This is a genomic window from Pseudomonas sp. SLFW (assembly GCF_009905615.1).
In the GTDB taxonomy this organism is placed as follows: domain Bacteria; phylum Pseudomonadota; class Gammaproteobacteria; order Pseudomonadales; family Pseudomonadaceae; genus Aquipseudomonas; species Aquipseudomonas bambusae.
Genome location: NZ_JAAAKW010000003.1, coordinates 101701 through 128087, shown reverse-complemented (window position 1 = coordinate 128087; position 26387 = coordinate 101701). Strand labels below are relative to the sequence as shown.

The 26387-nt window shown below is 62.8% G+C and carries 20 protein-coding genes; 6 read left to right on the top strand and 14 right to left on the bottom strand.

Annotated elements, in window-relative coordinates; genetic code table 11:
* Positions 1–20: 20 nt before the first annotated feature.
* Genes GVN17_RS06425 through GVN17_RS06410 form a run of 4 tightly spaced genes read right to left on the bottom strand, consistent with a single transcriptional unit; the run spans position 21 to position 3714 of the window.
* Positions 21–1220, bottom strand: coding sequence for an ABC transporter substrate-binding protein (locus tag GVN17_RS06425; RefSeq protein WP_166594402.1), 1200 nt, complete (start codon positions 1218–1220; stop codon positions 21–23).
* Complete coding sequence (locus GVN17_RS06420; protein WP_166594401.1) at positions 1186–2040, bottom strand: ABC transporter ATP-binding protein; 855 nt, start codon at positions 2038–2040, stop codon at positions 1186–1188. Before GVN17_RS06420 ends, GVN17_RS06425 begins: the two co-directional genes overlap by 35 nt.
* Positions 2037–3107: an acyl-CoA dehydrogenase family protein gene (locus tag GVN17_RS06415; protein ID WP_166594400.1), complete on the bottom strand. Its 1071-nt coding sequence runs from the start codon at positions 3105–3107 to the stop codon at positions 2037–2039. Before GVN17_RS06415 ends, GVN17_RS06420 begins: the two co-directional genes overlap by 4 nt.
* 46 nt (positions 3108–3153) lie before the next feature.
* Positions 3154–3714: a carboxymuconolactone decarboxylase family protein gene (locus GVN17_RS06410; protein WP_166594399.1), complete on the bottom strand. Its 561-nt coding sequence runs from the start codon at positions 3712–3714 to the stop codon at positions 3154–3156.
* A 101-nt stretch (positions 3715–3815) separates the two neighbouring features.
* Here GVN17_RS06410 and GVN17_RS06405 point away from each other — a divergent pair, with 101 nt between their 5' ends.
* On the top strand, positions 3816–4727 hold the full coding sequence (locus GVN17_RS06405; RefSeq protein WP_166594398.1) for an AraC family transcriptional regulator: 912 nt from the start codon (positions 3816–3818) through the stop codon (positions 4725–4727).
* 510 nt (positions 4728–5237) lie between these two features.
* Here GVN17_RS06405 and GVN17_RS06400 read toward each other — a convergent pair.
* The 4 genes from GVN17_RS06400 to GVN17_RS06385 form a co-directional block, all read right to left on the bottom strand.
* Positions 5238–6302: an ABC transporter substrate-binding protein gene (locus GVN17_RS06400; protein ID WP_166594397.1), complete on the bottom strand. Its 1065-nt coding sequence runs from the start codon at positions 6300–6302 to the stop codon at positions 5238–5240.
* An 83-nt stretch (positions 6303–6385) separates the two neighbouring features.
* Complete coding sequence (locus tag GVN17_RS06395) at positions 6386–6766, bottom strand: 2Fe-2S iron-sulfur cluster-binding protein (RefSeq protein WP_166594396.1); 381 nt, start codon at positions 6764–6766, stop codon at positions 6386–6388.
* 25 nt (positions 6767–6791) lie between these two features.
* The gene (locus GVN17_RS06390) at positions 6792–8516 is read right to left on the bottom strand and encodes an FAD-dependent oxidoreductase (RefSeq protein WP_166594395.1); all 1725 of its coding nucleotides are present in this window, start codon (positions 8514–8516) and stop codon (positions 6792–6794) included.
* On the bottom strand, positions 8509–9582 hold the full coding sequence (locus GVN17_RS06385; RefSeq protein WP_256665105.1) for an ABC transporter substrate-binding protein: 1074 nt from the start codon (positions 9580–9582) through the stop codon (positions 8509–8511). The genes GVN17_RS06390 and GVN17_RS06385 overlap by 8 nt, the downstream gene beginning before the upstream one ends.
* Before the next feature lie 287 nt (positions 9583–9869).
* On the opposite strand from GVN17_RS06385, the gene GVN17_RS06380 reads away from it, so the two are divergent.
* Positions 9870–11096: an MFS transporter gene (locus tag GVN17_RS06380; protein ID WP_166594394.1), complete on the top strand. Its 1227-nt coding sequence runs from the start codon at positions 9870–9872 to the stop codon at positions 11094–11096.
* 151 nt (positions 11097–11247) lie between these two features.
* On the opposite strand, the gene GVN17_RS06375 is transcribed toward GVN17_RS06380, so the two are convergent.
* The 4 genes from GVN17_RS06375 to GVN17_RS06360 are packed head-to-tail and all read right to left on the bottom strand — an operon-like array spanning position 11248 to position 16151.
* Positions 11248–12270, bottom strand: coding sequence for an aldo/keto reductase (locus GVN17_RS06375; protein ID WP_178115706.1), 1023 nt, complete (start codon positions 12268–12270; stop codon positions 11248–11250).
* Between the two features lie 58 nt (positions 12271–12328).
* Positions 12329–14119, bottom strand: a complete 1791-nt coding sequence (locus tag GVN17_RS06370) for an ABC transporter ATP-binding protein (RefSeq protein ID WP_166594393.1) — start codon at positions 14117–14119, stop codon at positions 12329–12331.
* Positions 14116–15129, bottom strand: a complete 1014-nt coding sequence (locus GVN17_RS06365; protein ID WP_166594392.1) for an ABC transporter permease — start codon at positions 15127–15129, stop codon at positions 14116–14118. Before GVN17_RS06365 ends, GVN17_RS06370 begins: the two co-directional genes overlap by 4 nt.
* A 2-nt stretch (positions 15130–15131) precedes the next feature.
* Positions 15132–16151, bottom strand: a complete 1020-nt coding sequence (locus GVN17_RS06360; protein ID WP_166594391.1) for an ABC transporter permease — start codon at positions 16149–16151, stop codon at positions 15132–15134.
* 299 nt (positions 16152–16450) lie between these two features.
* On the opposite strand from GVN17_RS06360, the gene GVN17_RS06355 reads away from it, so the two are divergent.
* The 4 genes from GVN17_RS06355 to GVN17_RS06340 all read left to right on the top strand — a co-directional run bounded on the left by GVN17_RS06355 (position 16451) and on the right by GVN17_RS06340 (position 24102).
* Positions 16451–18040, top strand: coding sequence for an ABC transporter substrate-binding protein (locus GVN17_RS06355; RefSeq protein ID WP_166594748.1), 1590 nt, complete (start codon positions 16451–16453; stop codon positions 18038–18040).
* 49 nt (positions 18041–18089) lie between these two features.
* On the top strand, positions 18090–19319 hold the full coding sequence (locus GVN17_RS06350) for an SfnB family sulfur acquisition oxidoreductase (protein ID WP_166594390.1): 1230 nt from the start codon (positions 18090–18092) through the stop codon (positions 19317–19319).
* Between the two features lie 391 nt (positions 19320–19710).
* Entirely contained in the window at positions 19711–22254 is a 2544-nt protein-coding gene (locus tag GVN17_RS06345; RefSeq protein ID WP_166594389.1) for a TonB-dependent siderophore receptor, read from the top strand.
* A 255-nt stretch (positions 22255–22509) separates the two neighbouring features.
* Positions 22510–24102: an ABC transporter substrate-binding protein gene (locus GVN17_RS06340; RefSeq protein ID WP_166594388.1), complete on the top strand. Its 1593-nt coding sequence runs from the start codon at positions 22510–22512 to the stop codon at positions 24100–24102.
* 9 nt (positions 24103–24111) lie between these two features.
* Here GVN17_RS06340 and GVN17_RS06335 read toward each other — a convergent pair whose 3' ends face one another.
* A complete protein-coding gene (locus GVN17_RS06335; RefSeq protein ID WP_166594387.1) occupies positions 24112–25287 on the bottom strand; it encodes a JmjC domain-containing protein in 1176 nt (391 codons plus the stop codon).
* Positions 25280–26341 carry an LLM class flavin-dependent oxidoreductase gene (locus tag GVN17_RS06330; RefSeq protein WP_166594386.1) on the bottom strand — a complete coding sequence of 354 codons (1062 nt, stop codon included), beginning with the start codon at positions 26339–26341 and terminating at the stop codon, positions 25280–25282. Before GVN17_RS06330 ends, GVN17_RS06335 begins: the two co-directional genes overlap by 8 nt.
* Positions 26342–26387: the final 46 nt, after the last annotated feature.

Genomic DNA, 26387 nt, shown 5'->3' with positions numbered 1-26387 from the left:
CGACGAGTGCTTGCGTGGCGTCAAGCGCTGTACTCCTCGTTCCGCTGAAAGCTCTCGGCGAGGCCGAAGGTTTTCAACCCGCCCACTGCCGCAATGCTGTTGCGCACGAAGCGGTCATCGACCAGATCCCCGGCGACGGTTTTCGGATCGAGGCTGGCGAGGAAACCCTTGTCACCTTCGATCAGCGTGTCTTTCAAGCGGCGCACCAGCTCCTCGGTGTAGCTCGGGAACGGGTAAGGCTGGAAATCGATGCGGTGCTCGTCCCATTGCGCGTGCTGAATGGCGCCGCTGGCGAGGTAGCCCTGCCGCTCACTCGCGGCTGGCGACAACACCCGATCGAGCACGGTCTGGGCGTGGGGCGTGTAACGGTTGGCGCCGTCCTTGGACAGCAGCTTCGCGGCCTCGGCGCGGTTGTCACGGGTCCAGACCTGCGCCTTGACGATGGCGTTGACCACCTTCTGCGACCACTCCGGCCGGTTGTTCAAATCGTGCTCGTGCATGAACACCACGCAGCACGCATGGTTGCGCCAGACGTCGCCGGTGAAGCGCTGCACGCGACCGACTTTCAGATCTTCGGCCAATGCGTTGAACGGCTCGGCGACGATGTAACCGGCAATACGCTTGCTGGCGAGCGCGGGCGGCATGTCCGACGGCGGCAGCACCACCAGGTTCACCTCGTTGGCCGCGAGTTGTGTGCTGGCCGGTTTGCTCACCGGGGTCAGGCCGTTGTCGCGCAGCAGCTGTTGCACCACGACGTTGTGCACCGAATACCAGAAGGGAATGGCGATGGACTGCCCGCCCAATTGCTTGACGTCGGTGATGTCCGGGCCGACGGTCAAACCCGAGCCGCCAACGTGGTTCCACGCCACGACCTTGGCCGGGACCTTGCTGCCGTAGCGCGCCCAGACGGTCATCGGCGACAGCAGGTGAATCACGTTGACCTGCCCTGAAATGAACGCCTCGATGACCTGCGCCCAACTGCGCAACAGCACCGGCCGCTCGGCCTGAACGCCTTCGGCTTCGAACAGGCCATTGTTATGGGCCACCAGCAACGGCGTGGCGTCAGTGATCGGCAAGTAGCCGATGCGCACCGGGGCATCCGGTTCGGCGGCGGCCCGGGCTTGCAGGCTGTTGAGCAGCGGCATCGCGCCTGCGGCGGTGAGCATCGCGCTCAGTTTCAAAAAGTCACGACGGGTGTGAGTGAAGTCGTCCAGGCACATGGCCAATCTCCGGCGATTCGAGCGATTCGGTTCGAGGGTGGGGGTTGCGGCTCGCCCGCCGAAGGGTTTTCAGAATGTCGACACGCAGCGCGCCCATTTCCTCGACCAGCTCGGCCCGAGGCCGTGGCAGATCGATGTGCCACTCGCCCACCGTCCGCGCCGGGGTGTCGCCCAGTAGCAGGATGCGGTTGGAGAGCAGCAAGGCTTCGTCGATGTCGTGGGTGATCAGGATCGCGGCGGTGTCATGCCGCGCCGTCACGTCCAGCAGCAGCTGTTGCATGTCGGCGCGGGTCACCTCGTCCAGCGCCCCGAAGGGTTCGTCCAGCAGCAACACCAGCGGCTGACGCGCCAGACAACGGGCCAGCGCCGTACGCTGCGCCATGCCGCCCGACAACTGCGCCGGGTGATAGCCGCGCGCATGGCTCAGGCCGACTTCCGCGATGGCCTGATCGACACGGATTTGCCGTTCAGCCGCGCTCAAGGACGGCTGACTGGCGAAATCCAGCCCGAAGGCCACGTTCTTTTCCAGGGTCAGCCACGGCAACAGGCTCGGGTCCTGAAACGCCACGGCGACCCGAGGATGCGGCCCGGTCAGCGGCTCACCCGCCACGTGGACGTCACCGGTGTGCGCAGTTTGCAGGCCGGCCAATACGCGCAAAAGGCTCGACTTGCCGACGCCGCTGGGACCGAGAATCGAGACCACCTCCCCGGCGCGCGCTTCCAGGTCGAACTGCGCCAACACGTGCTGCCAGCCTTGCTCGCGGGCGTACCCCAGGCTGATGCCCCGGGCGCTCAACACGGGATTCGCGGACCCGTTCATGCCGCCGACTCTCGGGCCTGACGCTGCAACTCGCCTTGAAGTTGCACCAGGCTCGGCGTGACGATGGGGATGAACGCCGACTCGCGCCAGCGTCGGGCAAACGCGCTGCCGTGCTCATCGAGAAACGCCTTGCCGCCACTGGCTTGCAGCTCCAGTTGCACGGCGCTTGCGACGGACTGCGCCAAGGCGATGCGCAAGCGGAACAGCGCGGCGGCCTGGGTCAGAAAACGGCCATCGAGCAACCCGGCCTTGAGTCCGCTGATCACGGACTCCAGACGCTCGACCTGTTCATGATGTTCGGCGCTCAGCACAGAACGCGTGCCGTCGAGGTGACGTTTGACTTCGTCCAGTGAACGCCGTGCCAGGCCAATCGACAAGCCGCATTGCAGGCCTAGAAAGCCGGGGCGCACCGCTGGCAGAAACTGCTTCGCATCGGGGTGCAACAGCCAGTCGCGGGACAATTCGATGTCACTGAACTCCAGCGCTGCCGTGTTGCTCGACTGCAAGCCCATGAGCTGCAAGTCTTCTGACCGACGCAGGCCGCTCGCGGTCGAAGGGATGGCCATGACGAAGGGCTTTTTCCCCGCCTCGCCCTCAATGGCCGCCGCGACCACGAAACTCTGTTTGCGCAGGTTGGTCACCCAGTGCAGGCGGCCTTCCAGTGACCAGCCGTCTGGGTTTTCAATGCCGCGTACTTGCAGGGTTTCGATGCCGGATAAAAACTTCATTGCGTTGGAGAGCCCTGTGGCCCCCGCCAGCGAACCGTCGAGCAGCGCGGGCAGCAGGGTTTCCCTCAATCGCGCATTGGGGCTGTGCAGCAGGTATTCGATGAACGCCCGTTGCCCCCAAAACACGAACGCCGCCGTCACCGAATGGGTCGCGATGGCCGCCACGGTCTCCACCGCGTCGGCCAGCGTGCCACCTGAACCGCCGTCTTTCCGGCCAATGCCGACCCGCATCACCCCGGCGTCGGCCAGTTGCGGCAGCACGGACTCCGGATCGCACTGGCCGAGATCCAGTGCCTGGGCGTGCGCATCCAGCCAGTGGCCAAGTACCGAATCCACCATGAGAGCTCTCCTTATCTGTCTTTCATTCATGCATCGACGCCCGCACTCACTGCGCGGGACGTTGCCATTGGTATTTCTCAAGTTCCGGGTTGAGCTCGGTCTGGGCGAACACGTTGGCGAAGTTGCACAGGGTCGCCAGGCTGACGCCGAGGATCACTTCCAGCGCATTGCCTTCGCTGTAACCTGCCCCTTTGAACGCGGCATAAGTGGTGTCGGACACGTTGCCACGAGTGGCAATCACTTCACGGGCGAAAGCGGCCAGTGTTTCGAGCTTCGCCTCGGGCAGCGCGGAACCTGTGCGCAGAGCCTCGACGACCTCCGGGGCCAGACGTGCCTTGTTCAACCCCACGGCGGTGTGGCCCGCGACGCAGAACGAGCAGCCATGACGGGTCGCTGCGATCAGTTGCACCACTTCCCTTTCGGCCAGACTTAGCTCAGCCTTGCCATTGATTGCCGAGACGGTCAGGTAGGTTTCCAGCGCGGCCGGTGCATTGGCCAGCACGCCGAGCAGATTGGGCAGATATCCGTTGGCCTTGAGCGCGTTTTCCAGAAAGGGTTTGGCGGCTTCAGGCGCGCTTTGCAGGGTTTGCACGGTGACGCGGGACATGTTGGACTCCTGTGGTAGAGGGTCCGACCAGTGTGTTGGTTATAAAAATTTCACTCCATATTCTAAAGTAGCGATTACTTGCTCCTGAGTGTTTCCATTAGATGAATTTCGCCACCCCGCTAATCGATTGGTTATTAGAGAGTCTTGAGCTGGACGCCAGCATTTTCCACGTGGGCCGCTATTGCGGCGGCTGGCACGCCAGCACTCAAGGGCTGGCGCGGTCGAGCTTTCATGTGTTGGTGCAGGGGCAATGCTGGCTGCACGTCGAGGGCCATGATCAGCCTCAGCACCTGGATACGGGGGATGCGGTGTTTCTGCTGCGGGATTTGCCGTATCGGCTGTCGAATGAGGCCGACGCTCAGGCCGCCCAGGGTCAACCGCGCATGGAAATGCTCGCCCTGGACGGTGCCGCTGCCGATGGCGTAGGGCTGGTGTGCGGCTTCTTTCATTTTCACGCCGGTTTGTCGTCGCTGATCGTGGAAGCGTTGCCCGATTTCATCATTCTCCGAGCGGGTGACCCGTCGTCTACGGCGGCGCGCAGTGTGTTCGAGTTGATCCTGCAGGAGTGTCAACGCGCATCGGGCCCTTCATCGACGCTCCTGGAGCGGTTGAGCCATTTGCTGTTTTTGTACGTGCTGCGTCAACACGTGGGCGGCAATCCGGCGCTGGGCGGGCTGGTGGCCCTCGCCCGCCAGCCGTTGTTCGCAGCGCTGCTGCAACAGATGATCGAACGCCCCGAGCACGCCTGGACGCTGGAGACCATGGCCGCATGCACCGGCTTGTCGCGGTCGGCCTTCTTCAAACGCTTCAACGAGATCGCCGGGCAATCGCCAGGCAACGTCCTGCTCGCCCTGCGCATGCGCCACGCCGCGCACTTGCTCAAAGCCAATCAGACCGTCGAACACGTCGCCAGCGCCGTGGGTTACCAATCGGTGTCCGCCTTCACCCGCGCGTTTACCAAGGCCGAGGGTGTGCAGCCGGGGGCGTATCGCAAGCAGCATGATCGGCGGTGATCTGGCTCAGCATTTGGCAGCGCCGCTGATTACCTGTAGGAGCGAATTTATTCGCGAGACGGGGGTACAAGCTGGCAGGTATGCGTTGGATGTACCGGCCCCTTCGCGAATGAATTCGCTCCCACAGTTGGAACCGCGTCGGACTCAGTATTTGGCAACGCCGCCGACTCCCTGTAGGAGCGAATTTATTCGCGAGACGGTAGTACAGCCGACACCGATTCGCTGGATGTACCGGCCCCTTCACGAATGAATTCGCTCCTACAGAAAAACCGCGTCGGACTCAGTATTTGGCAACGCCGCCGACTCCCTGTAGGAGCGAATTTATTCGCGAGACGGTAGTACAGCCGACACTGATTCGCTGAATCTACCGGCCCCTTCGCGAATGAATTCGCTCCTACAGAAAAACCGCGTCGGACTCAGCATTTGGCAACGCCGCCGACTCCCTGTGGGAGCGAATTTATTCGCGAAAAGAAGTGCAGGCGCCGCCTATGGCAGCGCTGTCAATTGGGGTTAGCCCAACACAATCTCATCCTTTAATGCCCAGGCCTTTTCCAGCGGCGCGGGGTCGATCCAGCGCTCGAAGTCGAAATCCTTGTCGATGAAACCTTCGGCCAGCAGGAAATCCTTCTGCCGACGCAGCCCTTCGATGTAGACCTCAGACAGTTTCGGTTCGAACGACAGGTGCAGCTCAGGGCCGAACGCGTAGCGCACGCTCTCGGCATCGGTCGCGGTTTCGGCGGCGATGGTGTCCACCACTTCCTGCGGATGGTCCTTGGCCCACTCGTAGGTCTTCAACAGCACGGCGAGGTAACGGGTGACGATCTCGGGCGAGTCCTGAAGCGTCTGGCGATCCACGGTGATGGGACGCGGCGAACCGGCGCTCAGCCGCAGCAACGGGTCTTCCTGTTCGTTGATGTTGAGGATCGGCCGCAGCCCCTGAGCCAGCGCACGGGCACTGCCCGCACCCTTGATGAAGATCGCGTCCACGGTGCCGTTGAGCAACGCCAGTGTCGGAATCGCATGATGGTCTTCGCGGGTTTTCGAGACTTCCTTGAGGTCCCATTCCGGTGTCGCGATGTCAACGATCTCCACGCTGTCCCGTGGCACGCCGCCCAGTTGCAAGGCGGTCAACAGCCCGCGTAATCCCTCCGCCCGCCCCACGTCCACCAGGTCGCTGGCGGCCTTGCGCACCACGCCGAGTTTACGGCCACGCAGGTCGGCGACGGTCTTGATGTCGCTGTCGCCGCGCACGAACACCAGCTGTTCTTCATCGACCCACGTGATGCCCACCACCACGGTGTCCTGCCCTTGTGCCTTGGCCCAGATCGGCGGCACGTTGCCGCCTTCACGGAAGCTGCCGGCCAGGCTGTGGCGGAAGTGCGATTCCCGCACGGCGCGGTCCTGCGACGCGCGGATCGAATCCAGGGTGATGCCGTGACGGGCGAATTCGTGTTGCAGCCAGTGTTTGTGCTGGGCGATACCAGACGTGGTGGGCACCGGGCAGCGGGTGTACCAGATCGTGGTCGGTGCGGCGCTCTCGACGGCTTGCGGTTCTTTTAGCAGTGCTTCGGACATGATCAGACTCCTGAACGGGTTGGCTTGGCGTTGGATTGGTGCAATCCCGACAGGCAGTCAGGTGGTTGTTGAGGTCTTTCGATTCATGGCATGACGTCGGCGGCCACTTGCACCGCCTTGATCCGCTGGGGCTTCTCCCGCACCAGACTCAGCTCGACCACGGTGTCGTGCAGCGCCAGTTTCGGCTTGGCCGGTTCGATGCGAATCCCGTCGTGCAACGGCACGGTGCACGCCAGCTTGACCTCACCGTCGATGCGCATCGCACAAAGCTTGCACAGCCCGCGACGGCAGGACAGCGAATAGCCGAGGTTGGGTTCGAACACACGCTGGGCGTATTGCAGCGCGGTACTGACCGACGCGCCTTCCCAGCGATCAATGCCCAACCCCAGACCGGCAGGTGGCGGCAGTTGAATGTCCAGCTGGCGAAGCTCGCCGTCACGGAACAGCGTCAGGTGCATGAGCATGCAAGGCTCCCGATAACAAAAAGGTTCATGGCCGCGCTAAAAACGGAAAGGCCACGGGGGTGGTGTCACGCACCAGTGCCTGACCGTCGTAACGGATGAGCGAGTGGCTCAGCGGCCCGGCGTAAGCGCCTTTGTGGTCGTGACGCTGGTGTGCGCCGATGGAATGGGTACGTCCGGCGGCACCGAGCAACGCGGCGTCCAGCACTGAAAACGCCGCCTGACATTCCAGCGCGTCGCTCCAGTCGCGGTTCCACATCGAATCCCGGGTGCGGCAGGCCAACTGCGGCAGGGCGTTGTCCTTCAGGTCTTCCAACGTGGCCTGGGCCTTGACGATCGACTCGGCCGTGCGGACCGGCCCGAGCGCCGTTTCGGCCAGTTGCGACAGTTGCTCCTTGAGTTCGAAAGGCACAACGCCGCTGTCCCGTTCTAACGGGGCGATCGTCGTCGCGTAGGCGCTGCCCACGTTTTCGGCGTGGCGGTCACGGGCACGGCGATCCCGTGCATCACGGGCCGCCGCGACCCCGGCCACCCTACCCTGCACCAACACTTGAGCGCCCGCGTTGCCAGACAGGCGATTGGCGCCGTGCATCGCGCCGGTGGCTTCACCGCAGGCGAACAGCCCCGGCACGCCAGTGCTGGCGCCTTTGTCGACGCGCACGCCGCCGAGGGAAAAGTGCGCGGCGGGGGCGACTTCGATGGCGTAGCCCTGCTTGATCCGCGCCACCAACGGCGTCATGTCGAAGCCTTCCCACTGCCAATCGGCGCTGATGTTGCGGGAGTTCAACGGGAAGTTGTCGATGATGTCGTTGGGCAGGTGTTTCCATGACAAGTACACGCCACCGTTGGGACTGCCGCGCCCTTCGTAGACTTCCGTGGCGCAGGCGGCCGACACCATGTCGCGGGTCGCCAGCTCCATCCGGGCCGGGTCCCACCGCGCCATGAAGCGTTCGCCGAAGCGGTTCATCAACCAGGCGTGGACGCCGCTTTGCGGGCCAAGAATCCATGGAAACTGCAAACCGCGCCAGATTGCCGGGGCGGCCAGGCAGCAGGGCAAGAACTGGGTCATTTCCATGTCGATCAGGGTCGCGCCCGCTTCCACCGCCATGCGCTGTCCCTCCCCAGACAGCTCTTCCGGTGCGGTGCGCAAGCTCCAGTTCGAGGTGGCGCCACCTGTGGCGATCACCGTGGCGTGGCCGAAAATGCTGTCCACCGAACCGGTGCGACGATCCAGGCCCAGCACGCCGACCACCTCGCCCTGACGTTGCAGCAGTTGCGTCGATTGAAAGTCCTCGCGAAAACTCACCCCCGCCTGCACCGCAATCCGCGTCAACGCGCGCTGCATGTCCACGCCACTGATGTGAATGCCCCGCCCGCTGCTGTGACCCGGCGCACGCCGGTTGATGGTGAATTTAATGCCCCACTCCACCAGCCGACCGACCTCTTCGCCCACGCCAGTCACCATACTTTCAACCAACTGCTGGTCGTTGAGCCAGGACCCCGCCGTGATGGTGTCGTGCAGAAAGCGCTCTTCGGTGTCGCTGGCATCAGCGTCGAGGCCCAGGGCGCGCAGGCTTTCCCCCGCAATGGACACGCCGCCGCCCGAGGTGATCGTCGCGCCGCTACGCCCGACCAGCCCCTTGTTCACCACCAGCACCGACGCCCCGGTCTGACGCGCATGAAACGCCGCGACCAGACCGGCTGCCCCACCACCCAACACGATGACGTCCCAGACCGAGGGCGACTCAGACATGCAGCCAGTCCTCAACCGAGAAGTCCTGTTCGATGAAGCCTTCGCGCAAGAGGAAATGCTTGAACGACTGAATCGCTTCCACGCCCGACGGGTCGAGGTGGGTGGTGAATTTAAGGTGCAGGTCCGGGCCGAATGCGCCTTGCACCGCTTCCTCGGACACGCCGATTTCCTGGGCCACGAAGCGCTGGGTCAAATCGGGGTTCTGCGCTGCCCATTGACCCGCACGGTGCACGGACTCCAGCAAGGCCTGAACCAGATCGGGCCGCTCTTGAGCGAGGGTTCCGTCCACCGTCAACAGCCGTGGCGTGCCGTTGTTGATGCGAATCGCCGCATCGTTGTGGCTGCCGGTTTCACTGAGGATCACTGCGCCGAACTGATGGGCCACGCTCAGGCCTTCCGCGCCTTTGATGAAAAACGCGTCGATGGTGCCTTTGATCAGTTGCGTGAATTCCGCCGCGTACGGCAGGCGGCGTTTCAGCTCGGGCGGATAGCCCACGGTGGCCTGGCCGAATTGCGGGGTCTGCGTCACGACGTCGACAAAATGCACGTCCTTGCGCGGGATGCCTGCGACTTCGAGGGTCGAGAGCACGCCCTTGAGCGCAGTCGCCCGCTGAAAGTCGATGATCCCCGGCGGCTGGCGTGGCAGACCGAGGCGTTTGCCCACCAGTTGCGAAGCGTCGGTGATGCCTGATGACGGCAGCGTGATGACCGCCTGAAATTCGTCGATCCAGGTGATGCCGACCAACCGGGTGTCTCGGCCACTGGCGCGGGCGTGAATCGGAGGAATGTTGCCGCCCTGGCGGAAGGACCATGGCTGGGAGTGATCGAAATGGCTGGCGCGGACTTTTTCATCCGTCGAGCTTTGCAGCGACTGGATGCCCACCGAATGCTGCGCCAGCGCAGATTCCAGATAGCCCAGTTTCACGGCAAGGCCGAGGGGCGTCGGGGTGGGGCAACGGGTGTACCACAGGTTCAGATCGGTCATGAAATCGGCCATTAACGGAATGGGTTTGGGCATTCGCAGGCGTTGTTCGCAATCCAACGACACTGCAACGGGGAACTTCATCAATGGCGGACGTGGTCGCACGACATTTAATAGAAACAACGCGGTTGTCTATAGTGGCCTCGTGCGAGGTGCAGCGAGTGTAATGCAAACTAAATAACAGCAGATAGACCGTTACGTTCTGAGTTTATGACCGGGGATTGATTGACAGTCATTGACACACTCATCAGTCTGTCGAGCGTTTTAAGTTGCTCAGGTTAGTTCAGTGTTGCCTGAGCAACAGCACTGTTGAATCAACAACAGTCAATAAACAATCCACTTCCTTATTATTGACCGGATCGATAACGCCGATGTCTGCCCTTTCGTTGTGGTTGAATAACTTCACGCCTTTGCGCACGGCGCATACACGGGTTTATCTGTCGGGCCAGTCTGTCTCAATGATCGGCATCTGGCTGCAACAGACGGCGATGGCGCTGTTGGTCTATCAGTTGTCCGGCGGACAGGCGTTTGCCCTTGGCGTCAGCGCGTTGTGTTCAAGCGTGCCGATTCTGGCGTTCAGCCTGTTCACCGGCGGCCTCGCCGACCGCTACGACCGGCGCAAACTGCTCATCGGTTGCCATCTGCTGGAGATCGCGCTGACGTTCGCCATCGCCGCGATGATTCAGGCCGAGCACGTGCAATTGGCGCATATCTATGTGTTCGCCTTTCTCATGGGCTGTGTGAATTCGGTGTATTTCCCGACCCAGCAGGCGTTTCTGTTTGACTTGGCGGGGATGGACAACATCCGCAAGCTGATCAGCATCAACTCGATGATTCTCAATGTGTGCCGGACGGTGGGGCCCACGCTGGCGGGGTATGTGGTGGCGCAGGTGGGGATGTCGGCAGCGTTCTGGGCCAACGGTTTGTCGTACTGGGTGGTGATTTTCTCGCTGATCTCGTTGCGCGGCGTGAATCAGGAGCGGCGTCAGGGGCAGGCGTCCGCCTCGCTGACCGAGGCCTTGGCGCACATCCGCGACACCCTGACCTTGCGCAACATTTACATCTGCTGCGCGACGCTGACGATGTTCGGCCTGGGCACCCTGGCCCTGTTGCCCGCCGTGGCCCACGGCGATCCCCGGCGCACGGGCCTGTTGCTGGCAGCGGCGGCGTCCGGGTCGCTGGTGTATGCGTTCTTTCTGTCGCCAGTCATCAGCCATATCAAACGCATGGGGCTGACGCTTTCGCTCACGCTGGTGTGGATGGGCGGCTGGCTGATCGTCAGCGCACTGAGTCAATGGCTGGCGTTGCAGTTGATCGCGTTGTTCATGTTCGGGCTGGCAACGTGGCAGGCCATGGTGACCTGCACCAGCATGGTCCAGATCCTTTCCCCTCCGGCCATGCGCGGACGTCTGATGGGGTTGTTCAGCATCATCGGCTTCGGCCTGCAGCCCGTAGCGACGCTGATTGGCGGGTTTCTCGCGGATCGATGGGGCGTGACCACCACCATCGCCGCCTGGGGACTGGTGGCCGTGACGCTGGCGGGTGGGTTGTTGGTGCAGAGGCGGTGGCGCGGGTGGGATGTGACGGCGCAGTCGTAGGGTCATCAGCCGACCCTGTGGGAGCAGCCGGAGGTACGACGGCCGCGAAAGCGGTGGATCAGTGAGAGATGAATCCTCTGACACTCCGCCTTCGCTGCCGTCGTAACCTCCGGCGTCTCCCACAAGGTTTGCGGCGAGGCCTGACGTTTGATCAAACCCGCGACTTACGACCCGCAAATGGGTGGCTCGGGTCGTTGTAGCCTGGTGTCGAGGAGTGGCCGGTGATGACCAGGTCGTCGATGAAGGCTTCGTCTTCCGCCGTGAACGCGTAGTTCAGCGCGGGCACATAGTCATTCCATTGCTCTTCGGTGCGCGGACCCGCGATGGCGGACGTGATGAGCTGGTTGTTCAGCACCCAGGCCAAGGCGAACTGGCCCGGCGTGATGCCCCGCGACTGGGCGTGGTCCTTGACCCGTTGCGCCAGGTTCAGCGACTCCGGGCGCCATTCGGTCTGTTGCAGGCGCTTGTCGTTGCGGCCTGCGCGGGTGCCTTCGGACGGCGGCTGCGTCGGATCGTACTTCGCGGTCAGTACGCCACGGGCCAGCGGGCTGTAGGACACCACGCCAATCCCGTAATACTCGGCCGCAGGCAAATGCTCGTTTTCAATCTGACGGTTGGCCAGGTTGTACAACGGCTGGCTCGCCGCCGGACGTTCAACCCCCAGCACATCCGCCGCACGGCTGAACTCGGCGAGTTTCCAGCCCCGGTGGTTGGACAGCCCGTAAGAACGAATCTTGCCCGCACGAATCAGGTCGGACAGCGCGCGAACGGTCTCTTCCACCGGCGTCGTGTGGTCCTCGCGGTGCAGGTAGAACAGGTCGATGTAATCGGTGTTCAGGCGTTTGAGGCTGGCGTCCACCGACTGAATGACGTTGTGACGGGACGCGCCACGGTCGTTCGGGCCAATGGCGCCGGGGTTCGGGTTGACGAACTTGGTCGACAGCACCCACTGCGAGCGACGGTCGGCGATCAGGCGCCCGACCACTTCCTCTGATGCGCCGCCGTTGTAGCCGTTGGCCGTGTCGATGAAGTTGATGCCCTGCTCATAGGCCTTGTCGACGATCCGCTTGGCCACGCTGTCGTCGGTCTGGCCGCCGAACATCATGGTCCCCAAGGTGATAGGCGACACCTTGATGCCGTTGCGACCCAGATTGCGGTATTCGATAGCGCTCATGTTTTCTCCCTCAATGGTCTTTCATCGTGTGTGTAGCAAATGTGTGGAAACGTCGCCGCTAGACCGCGAAGCGCGACAGCAGCATGGCCACCGGCAGTTCCTGCCAGGCCGAATCCGCGTAGGGCACCGACTCATCGTCCGCCAGCGCATAACGCGGCACGGGAACGGAGCCAATGAGTTTGCGGGTGTAATCGTGGCGGGCGTTTTTCCAGATGCCGTCGTAGGCCCCCTCTTCGACGATCTTGCCGTCGTGCATCACCAGCACCCGGTCGGCCATGTACTTGACCACCGACAGATCGTGGGAAATGAACAGGTAGGAAAGCCCGAATTCCTGCTTCAGGTCCGCCAGCAGGTTGAGGATCTGCGCCCGCACCGAGACGTCCAGCGACGACACCGCTTCGTCGAGGATCACCAGCGACGGCCGCAGGATCAGGGCCCGCGCCACGCCGATGCGCTGGCGCTGGCCGCCGGAAAATTCATGGGGGTATTTCCACACCGCCGATTGCGGCAGGCCGACACGGTGGATGATCTCGAAGATCTGCTGGCTGCGACTTTGCGCGCTCTTCACCCCGTGGTTTTTCAGCACGCCGTCGAGGATGCGATAGACGCTGTGCTTGGGGTTCAGCGAGCCATAGGGGTCCTGAAACACCATTTGCACGAACGGGCGATGGCCACGAAGCTGTTTTTCGTCAAAACCGGCGATATCGGTCCCGTTCAGCAGGATCTCCCCCGAACGGGCCTTGATCAGCCCGAGAATTGTCTTGCTCAGCGTGGACTTCCCACAGCCGGATTCCCCCACCAGCCCCAAGGTTTCGCCGGGCCGGATCTGGAAGCTCACGTCGTCCACCGCGGTGACCGTACCCTGACTGGTCTTGTACTCGGTGCGCAAATGACGAACGTCAAGGATCGGTTGTTCCAGGGCGCCCGTGCTGGCATCCCGGGCTGTGAAATAGCGGGAATGGCTGTGCAAATCGAACTCGATGACCCCGCTGTTGTGCTTGCGCACGTTGATTTCCGGCAACGACGCGGTGGCGTAATGGGCATCCGTGTCCAGCCGCAGCGAAGCGCCCAGTAGCCCTTTGGTGTAAGCGTGTTGCGGCGCGGTGAAGATGGCCTCGGTGGTCCCTGACTCGACGATCAGTCCGTCGTACATCACCGCCACCCGGTCCGCCCATTGCCCGACCACGCCCAGGTCGTGGGTGATCAACAGCAGGCCCATGGCGTATTCCTCGCTCAACTCCTTGAGCAGTTGCAGGATGTGCGCCTGCACCGTGACGTCCAGCGCGGTGGTCGGCTCGTCCGCGATCAACAAACGCGGGTTGCAGGCCACGGCGATGGCGATCATCACCCGCTGCCGCTGACCGCCGGACAGGTTGTGCGGAAAATCGTCGAGCCGCGCTGCGGCGTTGGGGATGCGCACTTTTTTCAGCAGCTTCAGGGCTTCGTCGCGGGCGTCCTTGCGCGACAGGCCACGATGGCGCCGCAGCACCTCGCCGATCTGCTCGCCGATGCTCAGCACCGGGTTCAGCGAGGTCATGGGGTCCTGAAACACCATCGAAATGTCGTTGCCCCGCAGGCTGCGCATCACCGGGTCGCTGACGGTGGACAGGTTCTGGCCGTCGAAATCGACGTTGCCGGTGATCCCGGCACGCCCGCCCAGCAGGCGCATGATCGCCATGGCCGTGGTGGACTTGCCGCACCCGGATTCGCCCACCAGCGCCAGGGTTTCGCCCCGCGCCACCGTGAAGCTCACGCCTTTGACCGCCTGGTACTCGCCGTAATTGACCCGCAGATCGCTCACGCTGAGCAACGGCTGACCCGAGTCGTCGATATTGGCTACAGCGTTCATGCCGTTCTCCCACGCAGTCTTGGATTCAATGCGCCGATCAGCGCGTCACCCACCAGATTCAGGCTAAACACGGTGACCACCAGCACGGCGCCGGGGATCGCGGTCAGGTAAAGCGCGCTGCGCAGCATGTCGCGGCCACTGCCGATCATGCTGCCCCAACTGATGAGGTTGGGGTCACCGACGCCGAGGAACGACAGCGACGACTCAGTGAGAATCGCCGACGCCACAATCACCGAGGCGGTGATGATGATCGGCGGCAAGGCATTGGGCAGGACTTCACGAAAGATGATCCACCGGGTGCTGTATCCCACCGTCCGTGCCGCCAGCACGAAATCGGCGTTGAGCAGTGCACGAAATTCCGCACGCACCAGTCGGGCGACGGTGTCCCAGGACGTCAGACCGATCACCACGGCGATCACGCCCACCGTGGATTGGGTGATCGAGACCACCACCACGACCAGCAGGAACGACGGCGTGGTCTGGAACAGCTCGATCAGCCAGGTCAGGGCACGGTCAATACGCCCGCCGAAGTACCCGGCCAGCGCGCCGATCAGGGTGCCGATCACCACGCTGACCAGCGCCGCCGTGATGCCGACCAACAGTGAGACCCGTGCCCCGTGGGCGAGGCCAGCGGCGATGTCGCGCCCGAGGGCGTCGGTGCCCAGTGGGAATGCCCAGTCTTCGCCCGGCGCCAACAGCGGCTGACCCGCCATGTCCAGCGGGTCGCCGGGGTACAGGTGCCCCGCCGCCAACGCCACGAGCACGATCAGCAGCAACACGCCGATGCCGACGACGGCGCCCGGTGAGCGCAATAAGGCACGCAGCACGGGCCAGCGGTCGTGGGCGTGAAACTCAGAGGAAGGGTCGCCCGGCTGATCCGCCAGGGTTTTCCCGTTGCCCGCGAAACGCCCGAGCAACGAGCTGCCCAGTTGCTGCCGCCAGGAACTGTCCGGCAGGTTGACCGGTGCGGGCCGTGGACGGCTGATGGGTGCAGAGGTTTCCAGGGTCATGCTCAACGCCCCCCTTTTCGCGGAGATATCCGGGGATCGAGCCGTTTGTGCAGCAGGTCCACCAGCAGGTTGGCGACGATGACGATGAACGACGACAGCAGCAGAATGCCGAGCAACACCTTGTATTCACGGGCCTGCACCGCTTCGAGGGTGAGGCGCCCGATGCCCGGCCAGCCGAACACGGTCTCTGCCACGGCGGCCCCGCCGAGCAAGCCGCCCAAATGCGTCCCGGCCACGGTGGTCAAGGGCAGCAAGGCGTTGCGCAGTACATGGCGCCAGGTGATGTGCCACGCCGTCAGGCCCTTGGCGTGGGCGGTGCGCACGTAATCGTGGGTCAGGACTTCCAACACCGAGGCGCGGGTCAGCCGGGCATAAATCGCGATGAAGAAGCTGGACAGCGTCAGTGCGGGCAGGATCGCGTACTGCAATTTGTCGACGAATTTATCGACGCCGGTCAGCCCGGCGCCGATGGTCCCGTCGCCGCCACTGGGCAGCCATTCCAGCTTGACCGCGAACAGCACGATGGCCATCAGGCCGATCCAGAAACCGGGCGTCGAATACAGCACGAACGCCAGCGACGACAGCACGCGATCCGGCCATTTGCCCTGCCACAGCGCCATGATCACCCCGAGGGTGACGCCGACCACCAACGAAATCGCCAGCGCCAGCCCCATCAGCAACAGGGTGTTGGGCAGGCGTTGGCTGATCACGTCCAGCACCGGAATGCCGTAACGGGGCGAGTCGCCGAGGCTGAGGTGGGCCAGTTGATTCACGTAGTCGCCAAATTGCGCCAGCGAAGATTTGTCGAGGCCGTATTGCTGCCGCAGCAAGGCGCTGGTTTTCGCGGTCGCGGAGCCTGCTTCGGCGGTCAGGGCATCGACGGCGTCGCCGGGCACCATCTGCAACAGAATGAAGTTGAGGACGATCACGCCAAGGGCGGTCGGCACGGCACGAAACAGTGAACTGCGAAAGCCTGAATGCAGCCGCTGAGTTAAACGCTGGTAGAAAGTTCGGACCGACATCGAGTTCTCTATAAACAATCGAATTGAGCGAGGACTGTTTCAACGGCGAACACTAATACAGTAATTTTTCGGCGCGAACACCGCTTAAAAAGTTCTAAACTTATAAAGCCAGGCGGCATGAAGTCTGAATTTAAAGTTATAAGACCGGCACTTGTGTCCGCTGGAATAAGTCCGTTAGTCTCGCGGTTCGATTCTGACGCCCAACAGAACATCGCCTCCCTTACTTCTTAATAAGATCGCCGCGCAGGCCAGGCCATGAGTGCGCGCGTTTCTCTCGTCCGTGTCATTGAAGGTGCAGCATGTCGTTGAGCAGAAGAACGTTCATCAAACATTCCACGATTCTGGCGGCCGCGGCCGGGTTGTCCAGTCACGCCTCGGGGCTGTTCGCCGCCACCGACGGCACGCAGACGCTGGTGGTCTCGCAATTCCCCGAGCCCACCGTCCTGACCAACGCGCTGACCACCGACGGCACCATCTATACGGTGACCAGCAAGCTGTTCGATGGCCTGCTGTCCTACGACAGCCAACGCCAACCGGTCCCACGACTGGCCACCGACTGGCACGTCAGCGCCGACGGGCTGGTGTACACCTTCAACCTGCGGGCCGGGGTCACCTGGCATGACGGCCAGCCGTTCAGCGCCGACGACGTGGCGTTTTCCCTGCAGAACATCTGGCGCAAATTCAATTCTCGCGGTATCACCACCTTCGCGCCGGTGAGCAAGGTCGAAACGCCGACGCCGTTGCAAGTGGTGATCACCCTCTCCGCCCCTGCGCCGTATCTGCTCAGCGCGCTGTCATCCACCGATGCGCAAGTGTTGCCCAAACACCTGTACGCCAACGGTAATCCGCTGACCAACCCGTACAACATCAAGCCCATCGGCACCGGTCCGTTCAAGTTCGAGCGCTGGGACCGTGGCGTGTCGATCAACCTGGTAAAGAACGAACACTATTGGGACACCGGCAAGCCGCACCTGGACAGCCTGATTTTCCGCATCATTCCCGACCTCACCGCAGCCTCCGCCGCGCTGGAAACCCAGGCCGTGCAACTGGCGTCGGTGGCCCTGAGCAACGTCAAGCGCCTGCACAACGTGCCGCAGTTGCAAGTCAGCGAGATCAGCGCGCCGTACTCGCCGGGGCTGGTGGGCTTCGAGTTCAACCTGGAAAAGCCGGTGTTTCAGGACGTGCGCGTGCGTCAGGCCTTCGCCCATGCGGTGGACCGGGATTTCATCGTCAAGAACATCTACTTCGGTTTTGCCAAGTCGGCGTACAGCGCGATTCCGTCGAGCATGAGCGATTTTTACGACGACACCGTGCCGCGTTACCCCTTCGACCTGGCCAAAGCCGAAGCCCTGCTGGAGGAGGCGGGCTTGAAGAAAGGCGCCGACGGCGTGCGACTGACCGTCTACAACGACCCCAACCCGGCCAATGAAACCCTGCAGATCGCCCATTACCTGCGCAGTAACCTGGCGAAGATCGGCGTCAAGCTGGTGATCCGCTCCCAAGACTTCCCCGAATACGTGAACCGCGTGTACACCCGCCGCGACTTCGACACCACGCTGATCAGCGCCACCGCCGGTCCCGATCCGGTGATGGGTACTCAACGTTTTTATCAGTCGTCGAACTTCAAGCCCGGCATCGCCTTCTCCAACGGCGCGCGTTACGCGAATCCCCGGGTCGATGAACTGCTTGCACAGGGTCAGGGCGAGGTCGATCCCGTTAAGCGCAAAGCGCTGTACGCCGAGTTTCAGCAGATCGTGCTCACGGATTTGCCGAAGATTCCGCTGGTGTCGCCGACGGTGGTGGTGGTCACCCAGAAACAGCTCAAGGATTTCTTCAATTCTTCGGAAGCGCTGTACGGCAATTTCGCCGACGCCCGTTATCAGGCGTGATGCAGTCGCCAGATTCACCGACGCCCTTCAGGAACAGGACACCTCTTTCATGACCGACACATCGTTTGCCCGGCACGCCTCGTCGAACCCTTCAGCCTCAGAGCGCAACGTCACCGCCCCTGCCCGCCCGGCCCAGGTCATTCGCAGTGAACGCGAAGCGGTGGAGACGGCTGAACGGCTGGCCGCCGTGTTCCGGTTGAACGCTCAACGCCGTGACGTAGAGCGCCAGCTGCCGTGGCAGGAGCTGGACGACTTCGCCCACAGCGGGTTGTTGGCCATTCGCGTGCCCAAGGCGTTTGGCGGTGCGGAGGTGTCGTACCGGACGCTGACCGAGGTGGTGGCGATCATCGGCGAGGCCGACGCCTCCATTGGCCAGTTGATGCTGAGCATTCTCCTGGCGTGCAGCGTGATCGAGGCGGTAGGCCGTCCGGAGCAGCAGGCATTGTTCTTCGGCAAGATTCTGGAGGGCTATCGCTGGGGCAACGGCCATGCCGAGGGCGGCAGCTTGCCCGCGGGCACCACGCGCACGCAGATCACCCGTGAAGGCGATCACTATCGGGTCAACGGGTCCAAGGCGTATTCCACCGGGGCGCTGTTTTCCCAGCTGATTTCCGTGGGCTGCGTGGACGAGAACGGCCAGTCGAAAACCGCCGTGCTGGACCGCTACGCACCGGGCCTGACCATCATTGACGACTGGGACGGCTTCGGCCAGCGCACCACCGCCAGCGGCACCCTGCTGCTGGATAACGTGCGCGTCGAACACAGCCACGTGCTCGACACCGAACAGGGCAAAGTCAGCGCCAACACCTACGGCATTCCCGATCTGTTTCACAGCGCGCTGGACCTGGGCATCGCGAGGGCAGCGTTTCGCGACACGCTGGATTACGTGCGTGAACACGCCCGGCCTTATGCGCGTACTGGGGTGACAGCAGTAGCCGAAGATCCATATGTGCTGGAAATCATCGGCGACCTGCACACGCGGATTCACGCCGGAGAAACGGTGCTGGAGAAAGCGGCGGCGTTGTTCGACCAGGTGACGGCGGAACATGGGCCGGGGCCGTCGATTCAGGTGTCGTCGGCGCTGGCCACCGCGAAAATCCTCACCACCGAAGCGGCCTTGCTGGCCAGCAACAAACTGTTCCAGCTCGGCGGCGCCAGCTCCACCCGCCTCGAATATGGCTACGACCGCCACTGGCGCAATGCACGCACCCACACCGTCCACGACCCGGTGGCGTGGAAATTCAATTTGATCGGGAAGTTTCAGTTGTTGGGGCGGTGAACAGGGATTTCATTCTGGCCGGAGGTTTGAGTACACCGCGGCCTAGCTTTTGATTCTGGCCGCAGGCCGTGGGAGCGTTGCTTGCTCGCGATCTGCCGGGCACCGGCAGCAAGACCTTCGACCTCGGTGTGTCAGGCACATCGAAGACCTAGGTTTTGCTGCCGGTGCCCGGCAGATCGCAGGCAAGCCAGCTCCCACGCCTTCGGCAGATGCAGGATGGCGGCATCAGCAAACATTTTGATCCTGATCCGTAGGTTGATGAAACACCCATCAGTTTTTGATTCTGGCCGAACACCGCTTCACCCAAAACCCTGCCAGGCCCAACCGGCCAGCGTCGACTCACTCCTGCACACACAGCGAAGAATGCAGAAGCAACACCAGGCACATACCCATGTCTTCACTCCCGTCCAGACGCCATACCCTTGGCGTGGTTCTTTCCGTCGGCGCCGCCAGTCTCGCGCCGTACGACACCGCCAACGCTGAAACCGAATACGAAAAGGAACGCCTTGAAACCGTGGTCGTGACCGGCTCCAGGGTCGAGACCACGGCCCTCAAGGCCCTCGCTCCCGTGCAGCTGATCAAGGGCGATGCGTTGCGCGCCACCGGGGCCAGCGATTTGCGGCGGGCGCTGTCCCAGGTGGCGCCGTCCTATATCAACATCAACAGCAACGGCGGCGCCCTGTCAAAAAACGTGGGCGGCTCCTCTTTGCGCGGGCTGTCCGGGAATCAGGTACTGGTGCTGGTCAACGGCAAACGGCGCCACGGCACGTCCATGATCAACAACAGCGGCGGCGCGACCTTGGGTTCATCGGCCGCAGACCTCGGCCTGATCCCGATTTCGGCCGTGGAACGGGTCGAAGTGCTGACCGATGGCGCAGCGGCGCAATACGGTTCGGACGCGATTGCCGGGGTGATCAACGTCATCCTCAAATCCGCGTCGTCCGGCGGTTCGGCGGACGTTTCCTATGGCGAGTACAACCACGACGTGTCGAAAGTCGGCAACCTCGGGGACGCCGGTGCGACTTACACCGGCGGCCTGAACTCCGGGTTCGCATTGGGTGAAAACGGCGGCTTCGCCAACTTCAGCTTGTCGTACCTGAAAACCGGTGACAGCCACACCGTCGGCCCGTGGAAGCAGCCGAGCCAGTCGATCTGGCAGATTTACGCCGCGCCCAACGACCCTCGGGAAGCCACGGCCAATCGCAACGTGCCGGAAAACTACGAGGTGGTGCCGATTCAGGAGAGCACCAGTTTCGCCTACAACATCGGCCTGCCGCTGAACGACAACCTGGCGCTGTATTCCTTCGCCACCTACGCCCCGCGCACCTCCGAGGCCAAGGGCTCGTTCCGCTCCGAAACCAACGCCACCTCGAACGTCATCACCACGCCGGGCGGCTACAGCTCGCGTTTGCAAACCAAGGAAGAAGACCTGCAACTCAACCTGGGCCTCAAGGCCGAAGACATCCTGGGCTGGCGGTGGGACGCGGGCGTGAGCTACGGCCAGAACCGCGCCGACATCAACATTCTCAACACCACCAACCCGTCGTTCGGCGCGCTGCTGCCCTTGCAGAACATGCACGCCGGAGACCTCACATTCAGCGAGAGCATCTTGTCGCTGAGCGGCCAACGGGCTTTCGACACCGGGCTGTTTGCGGCACCGCTGAACGTGACCATCGGCACCGAATACCGCTACGACCAGCTGGAACTGGGCCCCGGTGAATACTACTCCTACGCGGGCGGCGGCTACCGCTACCCCAACGACTACCCGGCGGTGAACCTGCGGGGCAAGCTGGCCGGCGCCGGTTCGGCGTTTCTCACCGGTTTCAGTCCGCAATTCGCCTTCAATGAAGCGCGGCACAACACCGCGTATTACGTCGATCTGGCGCAAAAGCTCACGGACAAATGGGACACCGGGCTGGCGGTGCGTTACGAGGATTACTCGGACTTCGGTTCGGCGGTCGCGGGCAAGTTTTCCAACCGCTACCAGTTCAATGACCAGGTCGCGGTGCGGGGCACGTTGAGCAACGGTTTCCGCGCGCCGTCACTCGCGGAGCAGAACTACCAGAGTGCGACGGTGCAGCCGGTCAACGACCCGATCACCAACACCTCGTACATTTCGTACTACTACGACACCCTGCGCCCGGACTCACCGGCCGCTCAGGCACTGGGTGCGAAGAAGCTCAAGCCGGAGAAGTCCACCAACGTCAGTTTCGGCCTGGTCTTCACCCCGACCGATCGCCTGTCGGCGTCGGTCGACGTGTACCAGATCGACATCCGCGACCGCATCTTCCTCACGGGGGCCTTCAACGGTTTTAACAACGCCGCAGTGGCACAAGCGCTGACCAATGCCGGGCTGACCAGCCAGCAGCAGGTGCGTTACTTCACCAACTTCGGCGACACCCAGACCCGGGGCATCGAGTTCAAGCTCGACTACGACGCCGACTACGAGCGTTACGGCCGGGCCCATTGGGCGTTGTCCTATGCGCGCAACAAGAACGAGGTAAAGAGCGTCGACGACCCTGCCGTGCTGAGCAACGCCGGACTGAGCCTGCTGGACCGCGAGCGCATCACCCTGCTCGAAGAAGCATTGCCGCAGAACATCGTGCGGGCGGCGCTGGACTGGCAATTGGGCAAGGTTCAGGTGCAGTTGACCGAGCACTACTACTCGAAGACCCGCGCCGTGAACAACGTCCTGAACCGGTCGCAAGACTCGACCACCAGCGACGCGTTCATCACCGATGCCGCCATCAGCTACCTGCTGACCGACAACATCAAGGCCACGCTCGGCGCCAACAACCTGTTCAACAAACGCCCCCCGAACCAGCCCGACACCCTCGCCTCCACCATCAACCACGAAGACCCGTACGCCAACCGCAACACGCCGTACGGGATCGGGGGCGGTTTCTACTACGCGCGGGTGAGCTATGACTGGTGAGCTATGACGAGTGAGTGATGACGGGTAATTGACCCGCACGCTTTCAGGCATCCATAGCGGTCCTGATAGACGCAGCGACCTCTGTAGGAGCGAATTCATTCGCGAATGGCCGGTGCCTCCAACGCAGTTATTTTGCCCGTACGCCCTATCCGTCGGAATGCCGCCCTGAATGAATCCGCTGCCACAGGAACCCAGCCAGGCGAAACATCCGCTTCACAACCGGTCCCACGAACGATTTAAGAGGAGCTTTTCTGAATGGTTTCAAGACGCACCTTCCTCGGCTATTCCCTGGCCTCCACCGCCGCCTATGGCCTGCTCGGCCAGCGCTTTGCTTTCGGCAACAGCCCCGGCGGCACGCTGATCATTGCGCAAAACCCTGAGCCGACCTTACTCACCACCGGTCTGACCACCGCACCGGCCACGCAACTTATTTCACCGAAGATTTTCGATGGCCTGCTGTACCTCAGCCCCGACAACGGCCCTCAACCGCAACTCGCCGAGAGCTGGACATTCAGCCCGGATGGCTTGCAGGTCACGTTCAAGTTGCGCCCCGGTGTGGTGTGGCATGACGGCAAACCGTTCACGTCGGAAGACGTCGCGTTTTCCGTGCTGCAGGTCTGGAAGAAATACAGCTCCCGAGGCCGCTCGGCGTTCCCCAACGTGCAAAGCGTGGACAGCCCTGACCCGCTGACCTCGGTCTGGCACCTGTCGAAACCCACGCCTTATCTGCTCAGCGCCTTGAACGCCCGCGACTCGCAAGTGTTGCCCCGTCACCTCTATGAAGGCACCGACATCCTCAACAACCCGGCCAACACCGCGCCGATCGGCACCGGTCCGTTCAAGGTCAAGGAATGGGTGCGCGGCAATTACCTGACCCTTGAACGCAACCCCGCGTACTGGCAGTCCGGCAAGCCGCTGCTGGATCAGGTGGTCTATCGCTTCATGGCCGACCCGTCCTCGGTGTCGGCGGCGCTGGAAACCGGCGCGGTGCACGTGGCCTATGCCGACACCCTGTCGAACAGCGAAATCAAGCGCCTGAAAACCAACCCTGCCCTGACCATCGTTGATCGCCTGAACACCTACGGCGGCACCGGCATCATGGCCCTGGAGTTCAACCTCCAACGGCCGGAATTCCAGGACCTGCGGGTGCGTCAGGCCTTCGCCCACGCCATCGACAAGGAATTCATCCTCAAGAACATCCTGCTGGGCCAGGGCACCACCGCCGACTCGCCGATCCCGAAAAACTTTCCGCAGTTTTACAGCGCCGACGTGCCGCAGTACCCCTTCGACCTGAAGCGCGCCGAGGCCTTGCTCGAAGCCGCAGGTTTGAAGAAAGACAAGGACGGCGTGCGCCTGCGCATCAAGAACGACCCGAGTCCGTCCGCCGTGTATCAGCAGACGGCCAATTTCCTGCGCAGCACCTTCGCGAAAATCGGCGTGAAGCTGGAGATTCGCAATCAGGATTACGCCCAGTTCATCGACCGGGTGTATGGCCGTTACGACTTCGATACCAACCTTTCGCCCGCGTCCACGGCCCCGGACCCGGCCATCGGCCTGCAACGGTTCTACTGGTCGAAGAACATTCAGTCCGGGGTGGCCTATTCCAACGCAACCCACTACGTGAACGCCGAGGTCGATGGCCTGCTGGAACAGGCCCAAGTGGACAACGACCCCACGCATCGCTGGGACTTGTACCACCAGGTGCAGAACAAGGTGCTGGAAGACCTGCCGAGGATTCCGATCATCTCCACCGAGGACGCCCTGCTCGCCCGCAGCAACGTGCAGAACCTTACCGATTCCACAGGTGGCGGGTTCATTGGCAATCTGTCCGGGGTGCGTCTGGGCTAGCGCGCGGGTTCAGCGCGGCACCAGTAACCGCAGGGCATGGGCCTTGACCAGCAGTTCCAGCAATTGCCGCAGATCGCTCGGTGTGATCTTCGGCAACTGTTCGCTCAGTTGGCGCAGATTGAAGGCAGTTGGGCGTTTATTGATCCACGCCAATGCGGGGAGCAGCGCGACGGGGATTTCCGTGTCGAGGGTCACGCGTTCACGCCAGTCCTGATCCAGCGCCCGAACTTCGATGCGCGCTCTGTTCGATGCCGTGGTTTGCCATGAGATGCGCGAACTCGGAACGTTCAACAGCTCGCTGTTTTCCACTGAAGGGCCTGCGTTCCAGCTGAGGATAGGGGTTTCGGCGCCCTCGCTGAGACGCTGGGCCAATTCCCCTAATAGCGGTTTCAACGCTTTTTCATGGGCCGCTCGATCACCGTAAACCGGAGCACGCCATCGCGAGTCGCCCAGCAGCCACGGTTTGAGCCAGCTTAGCAGTGCGTCGGCCAGGACCGGCGGGCGAATGACGATGCTCAGGGACAGCGACGGCTCCCGGGCTTCGGTTCTGTGCCAGGTGCCTCGCGGCAGGTACAGCACCGAGCCGGGGGCCATGTCGTGGGTGACGAACGCAGCGTCATCGGGGGCTGGAAAGCCTTCACGCGCCTGTTCGTAGAGGTTCTCCACGGCCACCATGTCCGGCCCGAATTGCACGCCATAGGGGTGTTCGATCTGGGTCATGGGCGCGACGTGAAAGGTCTTGTGGCCGAGCAACTGGATCGAGATCACCTCCTCCGCGTCGTAATGGCAAGACACGCCATCGTCGCCCGGTGAAGCAAAGGCACTGAGGCGAGCGCTGCCCGGGGTGACGCCCAGTTCATTTTCCAGTTGGCGCAGGAGCGCGGCCGAACCTGGAACACTGCCCGCCACGTCTTGAAAAAACACCGTCAGGCCCAGTTGCAGCAGGCTGGCGGCGTTGGCGTGGCTGTCGAAGGTTTTGGGCGAGCGCAGGCCGCGTCCGAATGACAGGCGCCCCCGGTAGCGGTCGGCCAGTTGTTCGAGATCACTGAGGACGGGGTGCCTGAAGAGATCGGGCAAGCGCTGGAGATCACCATGATCAACCCGCACCATGGACGGAAAGCTACTCCCGTCGAAAGTCGCACCCGTCTCGCCGAATAACTGATCCAGCAAGCGGCGCTCAGGCATGACGGGCGACAGCAGCACGAACCAGCGGAATCACATCGCGGCCAAACGTCAGGGTGTCCGGAACCGGGTCGAAACCGCGAATCAGGAATTTGCTGACGCCGATCTTGTGGTATTCCAACAGCGCGTCGGCGACCTGCTGCGGCGTCCCGACCAGCGCCGTGGAATTGCCATGGGCACCGGTCACGGCGGCGAATTCGGTCCACAGCCGCTGATCCAGTACCGCGCCTTGCGCCGCTGCATCGCGTAAACGTTGCGAACCGACGTTCTGGTGCAGGACCGGAGCGGCCGGGTATTTGGCTTTGGCGGCGGCCAGCAGCTCGCGACTGCGGGCCCACGCGGCATCTTCGGTGTCGGCGACCAGCGGCCGGAACGCCAGCAGAAACTGGATCTGTTCCTCACGGCCATAACGGGCCGCAGCCTTGCGCACGTTGGCGATGGTTTCGGCGGTCTGGGCCAAGGATTCGCCCCACAGCGCGTAGACCTCGGCGTGCTGGCCAGCGACGTCGAACGCGGCCTGGGACGAGCCGCCGAAGAAGATCGGCACCCCGCTGTCGCGCCAGGGTTTGACGTTCGACAGCGCGCCCTTGACCCGGTAATAGTCGCCCTGGTGGTCGAACGGCTGGTCGCTGTGCCAGACCTTTTTCACCACGCTCAGGTATTCGGCGGTGCGGGCGTAGCGTTCGTCATGAGCAAGGAAATCACCGTCCCGCTGTTGATCGACGTCCGTGCCGCCGCTGATGACGTGCACGGCAAGGCGGCCTTCGCTGAACTGATCCAGCGTCGCCAGTTGCCGTGCTGCCACCGTGGGCGCGACGAAACCGGGACGGTGCGCGAGCATCACGCCCAACCGTTCGGTGTTGTGCAGCACGTAGGCGGCGATCTGGTTGTTGTCCGGCCAGGTGGCAAAACTGCCGATCAGCAGCCGGTCAAAGCCGTTGGCCTCGGCGGTGTGGGCCATGTGTTTGATGTACGCCTTGTCGATGACCGGACCACTGGCCTCAATCACCTCCGCACCGCTGCGGCTGCTGGTATGCCCGATGAATTCGAGGCTCATGGTGTGCTCCTGATGATAAAAATGTGGTGCCTGGCACGGCGTCTTC